The sequence below is a fragment of the Bradyrhizobium sp. CSA207 genome (genome assembly GCF_029051685.1).
Lineage (GTDB): Bacteria > Pseudomonadota > Alphaproteobacteria > Rhizobiales > Xanthobacteraceae > Bradyrhizobium.
This window is the reverse complement of record NZ_JAACFT010000011.1, coordinates 100,573-116,461: the sequence shown is the minus strand read 5'-3', so window position 1 is coordinate 116,461 and position 15,889 is coordinate 100,573. Positions and strand designations below refer to the sequence as shown.

The 15,889-nt window shown below is 64.5% G+C and carries 13 protein-coding genes; 6 read left to right on the top strand and 7 right to left on the bottom strand.

Annotated elements, in window-relative coordinates; all coding sequences use genetic code 11:
• Positions 1 to 82 precede the first annotated feature (82 nt).
• Complete coding sequence (locus GWG65_RS14560) at positions 83 to 964, top strand: Ku protein (protein ID WP_275196250.1); 882 nt, start codon at positions 83 to 85, stop codon at positions 962 to 964.
• A gap of 223 nt (positions 965 to 1,187) precedes the next feature.
• Here GWG65_RS14560 and GWG65_RS14555 read toward each other — a convergent pair whose 3' ends face one another.
• The 6 genes from GWG65_RS14555 to GWG65_RS14530 form a co-directional block, all read right to left on the bottom strand.
• Positions 1,188 to 1,877, bottom strand: a complete 690-nt coding sequence (locus GWG65_RS14555; RefSeq protein WP_275196249.1) for a response regulator transcription factor — start codon at positions 1,875 to 1,877, stop codon at positions 1,188 to 1,190.
• A complete protein-coding gene (locus tag GWG65_RS14550) occupies positions 1,874 to 4,597 on the bottom strand; it encodes a sensor histidine kinase KdpD (protein ID WP_275196248.1) in 2,724 nt (907 codons plus the stop codon). Before GWG65_RS14550 ends, GWG65_RS14555 begins: the two co-directional genes overlap by 4 nt.
• A gap of 37 nt (positions 4,598 to 4,634) precedes the next feature.
• Positions 4,635 to 5,237 carry a K(+)-transporting ATPase subunit C gene (locus GWG65_RS14545; protein ID WP_275196247.1) on the bottom strand — a complete coding sequence of 201 codons (603 nt, stop codon included), beginning with the start codon at positions 5,235 to 5,237 and terminating at the stop codon, positions 4,635 to 4,637.
• A 206-nt stretch (positions 5,238 to 5,443) separates the two neighbouring features.
• A complete protein-coding gene (gene kdpB / locus GWG65_RS14540) occupies positions 5,444 to 7,558 on the bottom strand; it encodes a potassium-transporting ATPase subunit KdpB (RefSeq protein ID WP_275196246.1) in 2,115 nt (704 codons plus the stop codon).
• A gap of 33 nt (positions 7,559 to 7,591) precedes the next feature.
• Complete coding sequence (gene kdpA / locus GWG65_RS14535) at positions 7,592 to 9,295, bottom strand: potassium-transporting ATPase subunit KdpA (protein WP_275196245.1); 1,704 nt, start codon at positions 9,293 to 9,295, stop codon at positions 7,592 to 7,594.
• 111 nt (positions 9,296 to 9,406) lie between these two features.
• A complete protein-coding gene (locus GWG65_RS14530) occupies positions 9,407 to 9,496 on the bottom strand; it encodes a K(+)-transporting ATPase subunit F (protein WP_038965694.1) in 90 nt (29 codons plus the stop codon).
• Between the two features lie 497 nt (positions 9,497 to 9,993).
• Between GWG65_RS14530 and GWG65_RS14525 the strand changes: the two genes are divergently transcribed.
• The 4 genes from GWG65_RS14525 (at position 9,994) to GWG65_RS14510 (ending at position 13,483) form a co-directional block, all read left to right on the top strand.
• Positions 9,994 to 10,461 carry a hypothetical protein gene (locus tag GWG65_RS14525; protein ID WP_275196244.1) on the top strand — a complete coding sequence of 156 codons (468 nt, stop codon included), beginning with the start codon at positions 9,994 to 9,996 and terminating at the stop codon, positions 10,459 to 10,461.
• 452 nt (positions 10,462 to 10,913) lie between these two features.
• A complete protein-coding gene (locus GWG65_RS14520) occupies positions 10,914 to 11,042 on the top strand; it encodes a hypothetical protein (RefSeq protein ID WP_275196243.1) in 129 nt (42 codons plus the stop codon).
• Positions 11,043 to 11,203: 161 nt separating this feature from the next.
• Positions 11,204 to 11,839 carry a uracil phosphoribosyltransferase gene (gene upp / locus GWG65_RS14515; RefSeq protein WP_275196242.1) on the top strand — a complete coding sequence of 212 codons (636 nt, stop codon included), beginning with the start codon at positions 11,204 to 11,206 and terminating at the stop codon, positions 11,837 to 11,839.
• 48 nt (positions 11,840 to 11,887) lie between these two features.
• On the top strand, positions 11,888 to 13,483 hold the full coding sequence (locus GWG65_RS14510; RefSeq protein ID WP_275196338.1) for an AMP-binding protein: 1,596 nt from the start codon (positions 11,888 to 11,890) through the stop codon (positions 13,481 to 13,483).
• Between the two features lie 60 nt (positions 13,484 to 13,543).
• Here GWG65_RS14510 and GWG65_RS14505 read toward each other — a convergent pair whose 3' ends face one another.
• A complete protein-coding gene (locus tag GWG65_RS14505) occupies positions 13,544 to 14,710 on the bottom strand; it encodes an acyl-CoA dehydrogenase family protein (protein ID WP_275196241.1) in 1,167 nt (388 codons plus the stop codon).
• Positions 14,711 to 15,029: 319 nt separating this feature from the next.
• Here GWG65_RS14505 and GWG65_RS14500 point away from each other — a divergent pair, with 319 nt between their 5' ends.
• On the top strand, positions 15,030 to 15,881 hold the full coding sequence (locus GWG65_RS14500; protein WP_275196240.1) for a CoA ester lyase: 852 nt from the start codon (positions 15,030 to 15,032) through the stop codon (positions 15,879 to 15,881).
• Positions 15,882 to 15,889 lie beyond the last annotated feature (8 nt).

Below are 15,889 nucleotides of genomic sequence, written 5' to 3'. Positions count from 1 at the left end.
TCATGGCCAAAGTCCCATCCGGAACCAAAACCCCGAACCTGGGTTGGAGTTCCGAAACGCCTTGAAAACACTGGAGAATGGAATGGCTCCCCGCGCCTATTGGAAAGGGACGTTGAAGCTCTCTCTGGTGAGCTGCCCGGTCGTGCTTTATCCCGCCTCGACCGCGGCCGAAAAGACCCGGTTTCACCTGATCAACCGGGAGACCGGGAACCGGCTGAAGCAGCAGATGATCGATTCCGAGACTGGCGACGTCGTCGAGAGCGACCAGAAGGGGCGCGGCTACGAACTGCGCAAGGGCAAATATGTCGAGATCGAACCGGAGGAGCTCGAGGCAGTCCAGATCGAGAGCAACCACACCATCGACATCGAGAGCTTTGTGCCGAGCGAGGAGATCGACCAGCGCTACCTCAACCATCCCTATTACATCGCGCCCGACGGCAAGGCCGCGGTCGACGCCTTTGCCGTGATCCGCGATGCCATGAAGGATCAGGACCGCGTCGCGCTCGCCAAGATCGTGCTCACCAACCGCGAGCATGTCATGGCGATTGAGCCGCTCGGCAAGGGCCTGCTCGGCACCACGCTGCGCTATCCCTACGAGCTGCGCGACGAGGACCAGTTCTTCGGCGACATCAAGAGCCCGAAGATCAGCAAGGACATGGTCGACCTCGCCGGCCACATCCTCCACACCAAGGCCGCGCATTTCGACCCCGGAAAATTCAAGGACGAGTATGAGGATGCGCTGAAGGCGCTGGTAAAGCGGAAGGCCAGTGGCAAGAAGATCGAGCTTCCGGAACCCGAGGAGCGGCCGAGCAACGTCGTCAGCCTGATGGATGCCCTGAAGCAGAGCTTGAAGGGACGCGGCGGAGGAAAGTCCGCCAAGTCTCATGCGCGCCGGGCGACGGGGCGGCATCGCGGCGCGAAAAAGGCGCACCGTTCGACGGCGCGGCATCGCAAGGCGAGTTGATTTGCTCCGTCATTGCGAGCGAAGCGAAGCAATCCAGTCTGTCTCCGTGGAGGGATTCTGGATTGCTTCGCTTCGCTCGCAATGACGATGTTGATGAAGGCTTGCGCCACCATCTCAGTCGTCATGCCGGGCTTGTCCCGGGCATCCACATTCTTCGTGCCGCGCGTCAAGGCGTGGATGGCCGGGACAAGCCCGGCAATGACGGATCGTCTCGCGTGGATAGCTAGTCCCCCGCCTTCAGCCGATACCCGATCCCCGTCTCGGTCAGCACATATTGCGGCCGTTCCGGATCGGCTTCGATCTTCTGGCGGAGCTGGCGGACATAGACGCGCAGATATTGCGCATCCGTCAGTTCGTCCCAGAGCTCCCTAAGCAGGAAGCGATGGGTCAGCACCTTGCCGGCGTGCTGCACCAGCACGCGCAGAAGGTCATATTCCTTCGGCGACAGTTTTACGTCGCGCTCACCAACCTTGACGATGCGGCGCACCAGATCGACGGAGAGATCGCCGCTGCGGAACGCCGGCCGCTCGCCCTGGACCTGGAGCTGGTGCCGCAGCGCGGCGCGCAGGCGCGCCAGGAGCTCGTCCATGCCGAACGGTTTCGTCAGATAATCGTCGGCGCCGAGATCGAGCGCCTGCACCTTGCCGGCCTCGTCGCCGCGGCTCGACAGCACCACGATCGGCACGGCTTCGTTGCGGGCGCGAATGGTGCGGAGCAGCTCATGACCACCGATATCGGGCAGGCCGAGATCGAGGATGATCAGCGCTGGCTCTTCGGTGAGCTTTTCCAGCGCGATCTTGCCGTTCGACGCCTCCAGGATCTCATAACCCTGCGTCGTCAGCCCCATCCGCAGCAGCTTGCGGATCGGCGGCTCGTCGTCGATGACCAGAACCTTGATCGGAGCAGCACTCATGCAGCGGTATCCAATGCCTGGGTTTGCGCCGGAACGGGCAGACGGATAGTCAAAACCGCGCCGCTCCGGTCGCTGCGGTTGGCAGCCGAGATCGTGCCCCGCATCGCCTCGACGAAGCCGCGGGAGATGGCGAGCCCGAGCCCGGTGCCGGGACGGACATGGTCGCCCTTCTGCGCGCGATAGAACTTGTCGAACACGCTATCGAGCTCCTCGGGCGGAATGCCGTCGCCTTCGTCGGCAATCTGGAGCATTACGTGATCCCCGTCGCGCTGGCTCTTGATCGAGATCGTGGTGTCCGGCAGCGAATATTTGGCGGCGTTGTCGAGCAGGTTGAACAGCACCTGCTCGAACAGCACGGCGTCGAGCTGAAGCATCGGAAGATCGGCGGCGAGCACCAGGTCCACCTTGTGCGCGGTCAGGATCTTGCTTGCGCGCCGAAGCGCGCTGCCGACGATCTCGCCGAGATCGTGCAGCGCCGTGTTGGGTACGATCGCGCCGGATTCGAGCTTGGTCATGTCGAGCAGGTTGGCGATGAAACGGTTGAGCCGCTCGGACTCGTCGATGACGGTGGCGAGCAGGTCGCGCTTCTCGGTATCGGACAGCGCCCCGGCGAGATCGCGCATGGTCGAGGCGGCGCCGAGCACCGAGGCGAGCGGCGTCTTCAGATCATGCGAGATCGAGGTCAGCAGCGCCGAACGCAGCCGCTCGGATTCCACGGTGCGCTTGACGCGGTCCATGTCCTCGACCAGCAGCACCCGTTCGATCGCGAGCGCGCCCTGATCGACCAGCGCGTCGAGCAGCCGGCGCTGATCCGGCGTCAGCAGCGGACCGGTACGGTCGTTGTCGATACCGATGACGCCGATCGGGCCGCGCCCGGTGCGCATCGGCAAGAACAGGCGTTTTGCACCCGGCAGCGTATCCGAGCCGCGGCCGGCCGGCCGATCGTTGCTCCAGGCCCAGTTGGCGGCAGCAAGGTCGGCTTGGTCGAGCTGGTCTTCCGGGGGATAGCCGGATTTCACGGTCAGAAGCCCTTCTTCCGGGAGCAGCAGCACCACGCGAACCCTGAGCATCAGCGCGGTCTGATAGGCGGCCGCCCACAGCACGTCGTCCAGCGTTCCGGTCCCGGCGAGCTTGCGGCTGAACGCATACAGCTGCTCGGTCGTCCTGATGCGGCCGATCGCGGTGTCGGCCTGGGTCCGCACCCGCCCCGCTACATTCGACACCACGAACGCGATCAGCATGAAGAAGAAGAACGCCGCAACGTTGGTTGGATCGGTGATGGTGAAAGTGTAGACCGGCGGCAGAAAGAAGAAGTTGTAGGCCAGCGACGCCGCAATGCTCGCAAGCAAGGACGGCCACAGCCCATAGCGGACAGCCACGGCAACCACCGCAGTCAGGAACATCAGGTCGACGTTCTCGACGCCGAAATACGGCTTGATGATCATCGCTGCGGCAAGGCCGAGCGCGGTGATCCCGAGCGCCTTCAGATAAGGCAGTGCATCGAACGGCTCGGAACGTGCTGCGGTCTGCACCGCGGTCTTCGGCGCCGGCTCGCTCGTGAGCTCGTCGCCGGCGATGACGTGAACGCTGATATTGCCGGCGCGGCGCACCAGATCATGCACGACGGAACCGCGCGTCATCTCGAACCATCGCGAACGGGTCGACTTGCCGATCACGATCTGGGTGACGTTGTTGCCTTGAGCGAAATTGACGACGTCGTCGGCGATGCGGCGGCCGACGGCGGGAATGGTCAGCGCCTCGCCGCCCAGGGACTCCGCAAGCCGCAGCGTATCGGCAAGCCGGTCGCGCTCCTCTTCGGACAGCTGCAGCGAACGCCGTGTCTCGATCGAGATCGCGGTGAATGGCGCATGCAGGCGGTCGGCCAGCCGCTTGGTGTAGCGCACCAGCCCGGCTGCGCGCGGATCCTCGCTGACGCAGACGAGGATACGTTCGCCCGCCGCCCAAGGACCGGCGATGGCGTTCGCCTGCATGTGGGTGAGGAGCTGCTCGTCGACCCGCTCCGCCGTGCGCCGCAGCGCCAGCTCGCGCAGCGCGGTGAGGTTGCCCGGCGAAAAATAATGCTCCAGCGCCCGCTCGGCCTGCCTGGGCACATAGACCTTGCCTTCCCTCAGCCGCTGGATCAAATCATCGGGCGTGAGATCGATCAGCTCGATCGCATCGGCGCGGTCGAACACCGAATCCGGCACGGTCTCGCGCACCCGCACATGGGTGATCTGGGCGACGACGTCGTTCAGGCTTTCGATGTGCTGGATATTGACGGCGGTGTAGACGTCGATGCCGTGCGACAGCAGCTCTTCGACGTCGAGATAGCGCTTGGGATGGCGGCTGCCGGCCGCGTTGGTGTGGGCGAGTTCGTCGACCAGCGCGATCTTGGGGCGCCGTGCGATTACAGCGTCGAGGTCCATCTCCTCGACCGTCTGGCCGCGGTAGTCCAGCTTCCGGCGCGGGATCACTTCGAGGTCGCGCACCAGCGCCTCGGTCTCGGCACGGCCGTGGGTCTCGACGAAGCCGACCACGACGTCGACGCCGGCCTTGCGCTTGGCATGGGCGCTCTGCAGCATCTCGTAGGTCTTGCCGACGCCGGGGGCGGCGCCGACGAAGATCTTGAGCTTGCCGCTCGCGCTCTCCTCCCGGCGCGCTGCTTCCAGCAGCGCTTCAGGCGAAGGACGTTGTTCGGGATCGCGGCGCTCTCGGACCATCAGCCCAATATAATCATCCGCACGTGCTCAGCCTAGGCTACTTCGCGGCGCGATCGAGCGCGAGATTCAGTGCCAATACGTTCACGCGGGGCTCGCCGATCAGACCGAGCAGACGACCCTGGGTGTTAGAGGCCACGAGCTGCTTGACCTGATCCTCTGGCACATTCCGCGCCTTCGCCACCCGCGGCACCTGGAATTGCGCCGCTTCCGGCGAGATATCCGGATCGAGGCCGCTGGCCGAGGTGGTCACCAAATCGACCGGCACGGCGGCATTCGGATTCTCGCCCTTGAGCCTGTCCACATCTTCCTTCAGCCGGTCGGCCAGCGCCTTGCTGGTCGGGCCGAGGTTGGAGCCACCCGAATTGGCCGCGTTGTAGGGCGCCGAGACCGTCTTGGTCGAATCATCGCGGTCTGGCGCCAGCGTCGCCGAGGGGCGGCCGTGGAAATATTTGTCGTCCTTGAATTGCTGCCCGATCAGGGCGGAGCCGACCACCTTGCCGTCCCGCTCGATCAAGCTGCCCTGCGCCTGTGCGGGGAAGATCGCGCCGGCGATGGCGGTCATGGCGAGCGGATAGGCCACGCCCGTGATGGCGGTGAGCACCAGCAGCAGGACGATGGCGGGGCGGATTTCTCTGAGCATAAGTTTCTCCTGTGTCTTCCGTCATTGCGAGGAGCGAAGCGATCCAGAAACTAGACCCTCACCCTGAGGAGCCGCGCTTTCGCGGCGTCTCGAAGGGCGAGGCCACCGGCGGGGCCTGCATCCTTCGAGACGCGCGTTCCGCGCTCCTCAGGATGAGGAACTGACAGCCCGGATCGGCCTTTCACTTCGTCCGTAGTCACGATGGCTCAAGCCAAATGCAAAGCGACGACGACGAGGTCGATCGCCTTGATGCCGATGAAGGGAATGACGATCCCACCGAGGCCATAGATCAGCAGGTTGCGCTGGAGCAGCGCGCCGGCACCGACCGCGCGGTAGGCGACGCCCTTCAGCGCGAGCGGGATCAGCGCGATGATGATCAGCGCGTTGAAGATGATGGCCGACAGGATGGCGCTCTGCGGGCTCGACAGGTTCATGACGTTGAGCACGTTGAGCTGCGGGTAGAACGCCAGAAACATCGCGGGAATGATCGCAAAATACTTCGCGACGTCGTTGGCGATCGAGAACGTCGTCAGCGCGCCGCGCGTCATCAGGAGCTGCTTGCCGATCTCGACCACCTCGATCAGCTTGGTCGGATTGGAATCGAGGTCGACCATGTTGCCGGCCTCGCGCGCGGCCTGGGTGCCGGTGTTCATGGCGACGCCGACATCGGCCTGGGCGAGCGCCGGCGCGTCGTTGGTTCCGTCGCCGCACATGGCAACCAGCTTGCCCTTGGCCTGCTCGTCGCGGATCAGCCTGAGCTTGTCCTCCGGCGTTGCCTGCGCCAGGAAGTCGTCGACGCCGGCTTCCGCGGCGATCGCGGCCGCCGTCATCGGGTTGTCGCCGGTGATCATGATGGTGCGGATGCCCATGCGGCGCAGTTCGGCGAAGCGCTCGCGGATGCCGCCCTTGACGATGTCCTTGAGCTGGATGACGCCGAGCAGCTTGCCGTCCCTGGCAACCGCCAGCGGCGTGCCGCCGGCCTTGGCGATCTCATCGGCGATGGTCTGCACCTCCCGGCCGATATCCGAAAGCAGCGCAGGCTGGATCGCGCGGGCCGTGTTGCCGGAGGCTACCGCCAGCGGCGCACCGCCACCGACATAGCTGAGCATGGCATCGACCGCGCCCTTGCGCACCGACGAGCCGCCGGCATCGACGCCGCTCATGCGGGTCTGCGCCGTGAACGGGATGAAAGTGGCGCCAAGCTCGGCCATGTCGCGGCCGCGGATGCCGTACTTCTCCTTCGCCAGCACGACGATGGAGCGGCCTTCCGGCGTCTCGTCGGCGAGCGAGGCAAGCTGGGCCGCATCGGCGAGTTCCTGCTCGGTGACGCCGCGAACCGGGCGGAACGCGGTCGCCTGGCGATTGCCGAGCGTGATCGTTCCGGTCTTGTCGAGCAGCAGCGTATCGACGTCGCCGGCGGCCTCGACCGCGCGGCCGGACATCGCCAGCACGTTGAAACGCACCAGGCGGTCCATGCCGGCAATGCCGATCGCCGACAGCAGCGCGCCGATGGTGGTCGGGATCAGCGTCACGAACAGTGCGACCAGCACCACCACCGAGATCGAGCCGCCGGCATAGGCCGCATAGCTCGGAATGGTGACGGTCGCGAACACGAAGATGATGGTCAATCCTGCGAGCAGGATATTGAGCGCGATCTCGTTCGGCGTCTTCGCCCGCTCGGCGCCCTCGACCAGCTTGATCATGCGGTCGATGAAGGTCGAGCCTTGCGCCGCCGTGATGCGGACGCGGATCCAGTCGGACAGCACCTGCGTGCCGCCGGTCACCGCCGAGCGGTCGCCGCCGGACTCGCGGATGACGGGCGCAGATTCGCCGGTGATGGCGGCTTCGTTGACGGAGGCCACGCCCTCGATCACCTCGCCGTCGGAGGGGATGGTGTCGCCCGCTTCGACCAGAACGAGGTCACCCACCTTGAGGCTGGTGCCCGGCACCAGCTTGAAGGTGCGGTTGGAGCCGGTCAGCAGCTTGGCCTGGCTCTCGGTGCGGGTCTTGCGCAGCGATTCGGCCTGCGCCTTGCCGCGGCCTTCGGCGACTGCTTCGGCGAGGTTGGCGAACAGCACGGTGAACCACAGCCAGAGGATGATCTGGAACGTGAAGCCGAGATTCTCGCCACCGGTGACGAGGTCGCGCAGAAAGATCACGGTAGTGAGCGCGGCCACGATCTCGACCACGAACATCACGGGGTTCTTGATCATCAGCCGTGGATCGAGCTTGACGACGGACGCGCGGATCGCGGGCACGACAATCTTTGGGTCAAGCATCGCCGAGACGGACGCGCGTTTTTGCAGTTTCATGGTGTCCATGGAGGTCACTCCAAACAATCAGAAGGCTGTCGATCAGAATATTTGGCCGGCATTCATCGCGAGGTGCTCGACGATCGGGCCGAGCGCGAGGGCCGGGAAGAAGGTCAGGCCGCCGATGATCAGGATCACGCCGACGACGAGACCGACGAACAGCCCGCCCGTGGTCGGAAAGGTCCCGGCTGACGGCGGAATGGATTTCTTGGCGGCCAGCGAGCCTGCGATCGCCATCGCAGGAATGATCATGAAGAAACGGCCGACGAACATCGCGCTTGCGAGCGTGAGATTGTAGAACAGGGTGTTGCCGGTGAGGCCCGCGAAGGCCGAGCCGTTGTTGCCGGTTGCCGACGTGAAGGCGTAGAGCACCTCGGTGAAGCCGTGCGGCCCGGCATTCGCCATCGAGGCGACCGCCGAGGGATAAACCACGCCGACCGCGGTCCAGCCCAGATACATCAGCGGCAGCACCAGGATCGCGAGCATCGCCATCTTCACCTCGCGCGCCTCGATCTTCTTGCCGACATATTCCGGTGTGCGGCCGACCATGAGTCCTGCGACGAAGATCGCCAGCACGACGAACAGCAGCATGCCGTAGAGGCCGGCGCCGACGCCGCCGACGATGATCTCGCCGAGTTGCATGTTGATCAGCGGGATCATGCCGCCGAGCGCGGTGAAGCTGTCATGCATGGCGTTGACCGCGCCGCAGGAGGCGGCCGTCGTGATCACGGCGAACAGCGAGGACGCGACAATGCCGAAGCGAACCTCCTTGCCTTCCATGTTGCCGCCGGTCAGGCCGAGCGCATGCAGCGTCGAGGTGCCGCCCGCCTCCGCCCAATAAGTGACGGCGACGCCAGCGCCGAACAGCACGCCCATCACGGCCAGGATCGCCCAGCCCTGGCGCTGGTTGCCGACCATGCGGCCGAACACGTTGGTCAGCGCCGCGCCGAGCGTGAAGATCGAGAGCATCTGCACGAAGTTCGACAGCGCCGTCGGGTTCTCGAAGGGATGGGAGGCGTTGGCGTTGAAGAAGCCGCCGCCATTGGTGCCGAGCATCTTGATCGCGACCTGAGAGGCGACGGGGCCGACCGCAATGGTCTGCTTGGCGCCTTCGAGCGTGGTGGCCTCGACATAATCACCGAGCGTCTGCGGGATGCCCTGCGAGACCAGGAACAGCGTGTAGACGACGCAGATCGGCAGCAATACATAGAGTGTCGTGCGGGTGACATCGACCCAGAAATTACCGACCGTACGCGTCGAGGCGCGCGAGAAGCCGCGGATCAGGGCCACCGCGAGCGCGATGCCGGTTGCCGCCGACAGGAAGTTCTGGTGGGTCAGGCCCAGCATCTGCACGAGGTACGAAAGCGTGCTCTCGCCGCCGTAGTTCTGCCAGTTGGTGTTGGTGATGAAGGAGATCGCGGTATTGAAGGAAAGATCCTCCGCGACCGCGCCCTGCCCGGCCGGATTGAAGGGCAGCACGGCCTGGAGCCGCATCACGCCGTAGATAATGAGAAAACCGCCGACGTGGAATAGCAGCATGGCGACCGTATAAGTCAGCCAGTGCTGCTCGCGCTTTTCGTCGACCCCGGAAAACCAGTAGATGCCGGCCTCGATCGGGCGCAGCACCGGCGACAAGAACGTCCGCTCGCCATTGAACACACGCGTCAAGTACCAGCCGAGCGGCTTGGTCAGCGCGACGATGATCGCGCAATAGAGAATGATCTGGAGCCAACCGATCGCAGTCATGGCATTAACCCTTTAGGACTTGTGTCCTGCGCAGAAGCGGCAGGAGCAACGCCAGCAGACCCGCAGCGAGCGCGGCGTCCGTCACGAGCAATTTGAGAAGCAGCAACACGGTCAGAACCGCTCGGGCCGCAGCAGCGCGTAGGTGAGATAGAACAGCAGGCCGAACGAGACGGCACCGGCAAGCGCATAATCGAAAATCATTGTCCGCTCCTCACAGCCGTTCGCAGGCATAGGTGTAGCCGATCGCAAGGGCGAAGAAGCCGAAGCCCAGCGCCAGCATCAGAATGTCCATCATGGCGATACTCCTCGTTGCCCCCTCGCGTCAGGCGCAACGGTGTCTCAGGCGTCCGGCAAGCGTTGGGGAAAACGCAACGCGTTTCCAGGACGCCCGCCAGATTTCTCACCGCGCTGAAGTGCCACCACGACCATAGGTTTTCGAGATGAGGGCTCCGGCGAAGTTATAGGAATCTCATAAAGGGCCCAGCTGATTCCGCAGTCAGACGATGCTCGCGAGGCAAATTACACTCGTCGTCCCGGACAAGCGCAGCGAAGCGGAGCGCCGATCCGGGACCCATATGCCACGCACACTTATGAAATCTCTATATCTCTCACCCCATCCACATCTCGTTTTCAAATACCGTTTTGGCCATCTTGGAGGGGCCGGCCGACTGACCGACGCCAATTCCAGGAGGCCTGACATGACCGCCACTCTTCGATGCTATGACCCAGCCCCGCTCGGCGAGCGCCTGCGCAATGCCCACGCGATGACGCGGCCGTTGATATTCGACATCATCGACCACGCCTGCCGGCGTCTGCCCTCATTCGGACACAGCGAGCGCATCGCTCGCATCAGGCGTCTGATCGATGCGGAGGCCTGGACCGATGCCGCGCTGGCGCTGATGGCAATCGAACTGCCGCTATGGCAAGTCCGGCGCATCGCCTATGACGAGGGCGAGTGGCATTGCGCGCTTTCGCGTGAACGCGAATTGCCTGACTGGCTGGATGCCGCGGTCGAAGCGCACCATGCGGATCTAGCGCTCGCCCTGCTGTCCGCCTCCGTCGAGGTGCAAGCATTGGCCGTGGAGATGTCGCGGCCCAGCGTCCCTTCCGTGCGTCCGTTGCTGGACCCGCTCTACGAGCCGGCCGCCTGCGACAATTTCGGCTAGCGGCGCGGCGCACTTATGGCGTTCCTATACAAAAGCGGCAGCGCGCGTCTCGCATTCCTATGCCGCCCCGCCCATCATACGAGGCAGCTTGGAGCGGCCATCTCGCCGAACCAAGCATGAGGGCTCCCGAAATGTCGATGCTGACACATGGTTTCGAACAGTCCTTTGACTGGACAGAACGACGGCCGAGAGCAAAAGCGCGCCGGGCCCAGCTCAGGCGCTTCGCCTTGCGCGCGTTAGCCGTGCTCTCGATGGGCAGCGTGCTCACCGCGCTGATAGCGCTGAGGACCGCGATCTACGTCTGGCACCTCCACTCCTGATCGACGCGGAAGACCGTCAAGACGTTGCAGATAGCATCATGGTCGAAATCAAGATCATTATCCTCGTCGCATTGATGGGCGCGCTGCTGTTTGGCATGCGGATCAGTGCGAAAAGAACCGCGGACAGCTAGCGTGCAGCCGTTCAAGGGAAACCTGGAGCAGGCGATCACCACGGCCATCCTGACCGTGACGCTCAGTATAATCTGGGGCGCGATCCTGACGCTCGTGATCACGCTTGCGGCGCGCGGGCTCGGCGTCTAGCCCTTCGTCGCTGCGCGCACCGCGACTAGGCAGGAGTTGCCTGCCCACGGGGCGAGCAGCCGGGTTCGAACGGCGGTCGCGATGGCTGCCTGGGCCACGTATCCCGCGGAAAAAGCCGGACCGATCTGGCGCAGTTTCACGGAACCGTGTAGATCGGTTTTATGAGCATCAGTAACGTCAATGTCGTCGCCCATCCCCTGGTCCAGCACAAGCTCTCCCTAATGCGGGAGAAGGACCGCTCGACCAAGAGCTTTCGCGAGATCCTGAACGAGATCGGGATGCTGCTTTGCTACGAGGTGACGCGCGACCTGCCGCTGGAGCTGGTCGAGATCGAGACGCCGATCGCACCGATGCAGGCACCGAAGATCGCCGGCAAAAAGCTCACGCTGGCGCCGATCCTGCGCGCCGGGGTCGGCTTCCTCGACGGCATGCTGGCGCTGATGCCGTCGGCGCGCATCGCCCATATCGGGCTCTACCGCGACCCCGAAACGTTGCAGGCCGTGGAATATTACTTCAAGGCGCCGCAGGACCTGTCCGACCGCACCGTGATCCTGATGGACCCGATGCTGGCGACCGGCAATTCGGCCTGCGCCGGCGCGTCCCTGCTCAAGGCGCGCGGCGCCCGCGACATCCGCTTCGTGTGCCTGCTGGCCGCACCGGAAGGCATCGCGCAGTTCCAAAAGGAGCATGCCGACGTGCCGATCTGGACCGCCGCGGTCGATGAACGGCTCAACGACCACGGTTACATCGTGCCCGGCCTCGGCGATGCCGGCGACCGGATGTTCGGCACCAAATAGACTGGCACCAAGTAGACAGTTTTGCGTGATCGGGTTACTCCGGTCGTCATGCGCGCCGACGATTTTTCACTGCAATCGCTGATCCGGACCGGCACTGCCGGTCCCGCCTTCGTGTTTGACGGCACACCGGTCACGCGCGCCGAGCTCACGCAAAAGGTCGAGCAGACCGCGGCCTGGCTCGCCGCGCAGGGCATCGGCGAGGGCGACGTGGTCGCGGTCTGGCTGGTCAATCGGATCGAATGGATCGCGCTGCTGTTCGCCGCTGCCCGCCTCGGCGCCGTTGTCGCCGCCGTCAATACCCGATACCGCAGCGCCGAGGTCGCGCACCTGTTGAAGGTTTCCGGCGCCAGGCTCATGGTGGTCGAGGCCGCATTCCGCTCGATCGATTTCGCCGCCATTTTGACCGATGTCGCCAAGACCGAGGTGCCCGCGCTGCAAAAGCTCGCGGTGGTCGGCGCGGACGCGATCCCCGCGCACTGGCCTTGCGTGCGCTTCGACGCCTTCGACAAGCCCAGCCCGCCGCGCCCGCCCGCCGAGAGCGATGTCGACCTGCCAGTGCTGCTCTATACGACCTCGGGCACGACCAAGGGGCCGAAGCTGGTGGCGCATTCGCAGCGGACCCTGGCCGCGCATGCCGTCTCGATTGCCGAAGCGCTGACGCTCTCGCCGCAGCGCCATTCGCTGCTGGCGATGCTGCCGTTCTGCGGCACGTTCGGCATGACCAGCTTGCTTGCCTTCCTCGCCGCCGGCGTGACCATCCATGTGCTGGACGCCTTCGAGGCGGCGCCGGCCCTGTCAATCCTCAGCGAGCACGGGATCACGCACGCCTTTGGCTCCGACGAGATGTTCCGCCGCATCCTGGCGCTGACCGATGCGCCGCGCCCGCTTACGAAAGCAGAGGTTTTCGGCTTCGCTGCGTTTCAGCCCGGCTGGCGCGAGCTGGCTGCGGAGGCGGAGGCGCGCGGCATGCCGCTGTTCGGCCTCTACGGCTCGAGCGAGGTGCAGGCGCTGTTCTCGATCGGGCGCGCCAGCGACGCCTTCGCGGACCGTATCGAGGGCGGCGGCTGGCCGATGTCGCCGCAAGCCAAGGTCCGCGCCCGTGACACCGAGACCGGCGAGCTTGCGCCTCCTGGCGTTTCCGGCGAGATCGAGATCAACGCCCCGTCGCGCTTTCTCGGTTATTTCAACAATCCCGAGGCAACCCGTGATGCGATCACCGCGGATGGCTTCTTCCGCACCGGCGACATCGGCCGCCTTCGCGGCGATGGCTCGTTCGTCTATGAGACCCGTGCGGGCGACGCCATGCGGCTCGGCGGCTTTCTGGTCGCGCCCGGCGAGATCGAAGATGAGCTTAAATCCTGCGTTGGTGTTGCCGATGCCCAGGTGGTTGCCGTCGATCTGAAGGGACAGGCGCGCTGCGTCGCCTTCGTGATCCCGGCCCAAGAACCACAGCAAGAACCGCAGCAAGAACCGCCGTCGCAGGAGGCGCTTGTCGCGCGCCTGCGCGAGCGGCTCGCCGGCTACAAGGTGCCGGCCCGGATCTACTTCGTGGATGCCTTTCCAGTTACCGACAGCGCCAACGGCATCAAGATCCAGCGTACCAGGCTCCGCGCTATGGCAGTTGATCGGATCGCTTCCGAATGAGCACGGCCAACTCCGGATGGCTCGCGAGGTTCGTCGTCGACCAAATGGTCGCGCATTAGCTTAGTACGACTTGGCCAGCCCCAGCACCTTTTCCGCGATGAAGCTCAGCGCGAGCTGCGGGCTGACCGGCGCGATGCGCGGGATCAGCACCTCGCGCAAGTAGCGCTCGACGTGGAACTCCTTGGCGTAGCCGAAGCCGCCGTGGGTCATGACGGCCTGCTCGCAGGCGTGATATCCGGCCTCGCCCGCGAGATACTTTGCGGCATTGGCAGCGGCGCCGCAGGGCAAGCCCTTGTCGTACTGCCAGGCCGCCGACATCACCATCAGCCAGGCCGCCTCGAGCTCGACCCAGTTCACCGCGAGCGGATGCTGGATGCCCTGGTTCTTGCCGATCGGGCGGTTGAACACGATTCGCGTCTTGGCGTATTCGGTGGCGCGCGACAGCGCGAGCTTGCCGAGGCCGACCGCCTCCGCCGCGATCAGGATCCGCTCGGGGTTCATGCCTTCGAGGATGTATTGGAAGCCGCGGCCCTCTTCGCCGATGCGGTCCTCCATCGGAATTTCAAAGTCCTCGAAGAACAGCTCGTTGGAATCGACGACCTTGCGGCCCATCTTCTCGATCTCATGGACCTTGATCTTGTTGCGGTCGAAATCGGTGTAGAACAGGCTCAGCCCATGCGTCGGCGAGCGCACCTCCTCCAGCGGCGTCGTGCGCGCAAGCAGGAGGATCTTGTGCGCGACCTGCGCGGTCGAGATCCACACTTTCTGGCCATTGACGATATAGCGGTCGTTCTTGGCCACCGCACGCGTCTTGAGCTGTGTGGTGTTGAGGCCGGTGTTGGGCTCGGTGACCGCGAAGCACGCCTTCTCGCGGCCCTCGACCATCGGCGGCAGCATGCGCTTGCGCTGCTCTTCGGTGCCGAACACGACGACGGGGTTGAGCCCAAACACGTTGATGTGCACCGCGGAGGCGCCGGACATGCCGGCGCCGGATTCCGCGATGGTCCGCATCATGATCGCGGCCTCGGTGATGCCGAGCCCCGAGCCGCCATACGCCTCAGGCACGCAGATGCCGAGCCAGCCGGCATCAGCCAGCGCCTTGTGGAAGTCGTGCGGGAAGCCGCCGTCGTGGTCCTTCTTCAGCCAATAGGCGTCGTCAAAACCTTCGCAGATCTTGGCGATGGCATCGCGAATGGCTTCCTGCTGATCGGTGAGCGCGAAATCCATGTTTTTGATCTCCTTGATTGGAGCCGCGACGGCCCGTAGCTTAGCGCCCCATCTGCGAGGGTGGCCAGAGAATGATCGAGCAACGGCCACCGCGATCCAATAGCGATCAGGTGCGCGATGAAATGCAGGAAGACGCCGTGGAATACTCCCGCCACCATATATCCAAAACTTCAAAGCCATATATATATGAACTTGGCATGCGACCATGCATTGTTGCCGGACGGCTGGCACGTCGAGTTTGAGTACCAGGCCTGAAATCAGAACAACGAGATCGTCGCAAATTCCGCCGCATGGCGATGATGCACAAGAGGCCGGTCTGATGCGTTCGATGCTGTTCGTCCCGGGCGATTCCCCGCGCAAATTCGAGAAGGCGAGCCAAGGCAAGGCCGACGCGCTGATCATCGACCTCGAGGACTCCGTCGTCACCGAGAAGAAGGAAGAGGCGCGCACGCTGACGCTGGCGATGCTGAGGGGTAGCCGCGGCCCGCACCTTCTCTATGTTCGCGTCAACGCACTCGACACCGGCATGACGCTCGCCGATCTCGCCGCGGTGATGCCCGGTGCGCCGGACGGCATTGTGCTGCCGAAGTCGCGGAGCGGCGACGATGTGCGCCAAGTGGCGATCTGGCTCGAGGCTTTCGAGGCGGCGGCCGGGAGCACGGTCGGCTTGACCCGCATCGTCTGCGTCGCCACCGAAACCGCCGGCTCGATCTTCGGACTCGGCACCTACAAGGATTGCTCCTCTCGCCTCGCCGGCCTGATGTGGGGAGCGGAAGATCTCTCGGCCTCGCTCGGCGCAACCGAGAAGGCCTCGGGCGGCGTGTTCCACAGTCCCTATCGCCTCGCGCGCGATCTCTGCCTGATGGCGGCGGCCGCCGCCGAAGTCGCCCCGATCGACACCATCTATGCCGATATCGACAATCTGGCGGGCCTCGAGCAAGAAACGTGCGCCGCGCGGCGCGACGGCTTTTCGGCCAAGGCGCTGATCCACCCCAAGCACGTCGACATCGTCAATGCGGCGTTCGAGCCGACGGAAGCCGAGCGCACATGGGCGGAGAAGGTCATTGCGGCGTTCGCGAGCAATCCCAACTCCGGCACGCTGCGCCTCGACGGCATGATGATCGACAAGCCACATCTTCGCGCCGCCAAGAAAATTCTCGGCCAGCCATAGCTCCGAGA

What these genes read in the sequence shown, in the direction of transcription:
- GWG65_RS14560 (WP_275196250.1), top strand. Translation starts at nt 83, where the DNA reads ATGGCTCCCCGCGCCTATTGGAAAGGGACGTTGAAGCTCTCTCTGGTG.
- GWG65_RS14555 (WP_275196249.1), bottom strand. Translation starts at nt 1,877, where the DNA reads ATGAGTGCTGCTCCGATCAAGGTTCTGGTCATCGACGACGAGCCGCCG.
- GWG65_RS14550 (WP_275196248.1), bottom strand. Translation starts at nt 4,597, where the DNA reads ATGGTCCGAGAGCGCCGCGATCCCGAACAACGTCCTTCGCCTGAAGCG.
- GWG65_RS14545 (WP_275196247.1), bottom strand. Translation starts at nt 5,237, where the DNA reads ATGCTCAGAGAAATCCGCCCCGCCATCGTCCTGCTGCTGGTGCTCACC.
- kdpB (WP_275196246.1), bottom strand. Translation starts at nt 7,558, where the DNA reads ATGGACACCATGAAACTGCAAAAACGCGCGTCCGTCTCGGCGATGCTT.
- kdpA (WP_275196245.1), bottom strand. Translation starts at nt 9,295, where the DNA reads ATGACTGCGATCGGTTGGCTCCAGATCATTCTCTATTGCGCGATCATC.
- GWG65_RS14530 (WP_038965694.1), bottom strand. Translation starts at nt 9,496, where the DNA reads ATGATTTTCGATTATGCGCTTGCCGGTGCCGTCTCGTTCGGCCTGCTG.
- GWG65_RS14525 (WP_275196244.1), top strand. Translation starts at nt 9,994, where the DNA reads ATGACCGCCACTCTTCGATGCTATGACCCAGCCCCGCTCGGCGAGCGC.
- upp (WP_275196242.1), top strand. Translation starts at nt 11,204, where the DNA reads ATGAGCATCAGTAACGTCAATGTCGTCGCCCATCCCCTGGTCCAGCAC.
- GWG65_RS14510 (WP_275196338.1), top strand. Translation starts at nt 11,888, where the DNA reads ATGCGCGCCGACGATTTTTCACTGCAATCGCTGATCCGGACCGGCACT.
- GWG65_RS14505 (WP_275196241.1), bottom strand. Translation starts at nt 14,710, where the DNA reads ATGGATTTCGCGCTCACCGATCAGCAGGAAGCCATTCGCGATGCCATC.
- GWG65_RS14500 (WP_275196240.1), top strand. Translation starts at nt 15,030, where the DNA reads ATGCGTTCGATGCTGTTCGTCCCGGGCGATTCCCCGCGCAAATTCGAG.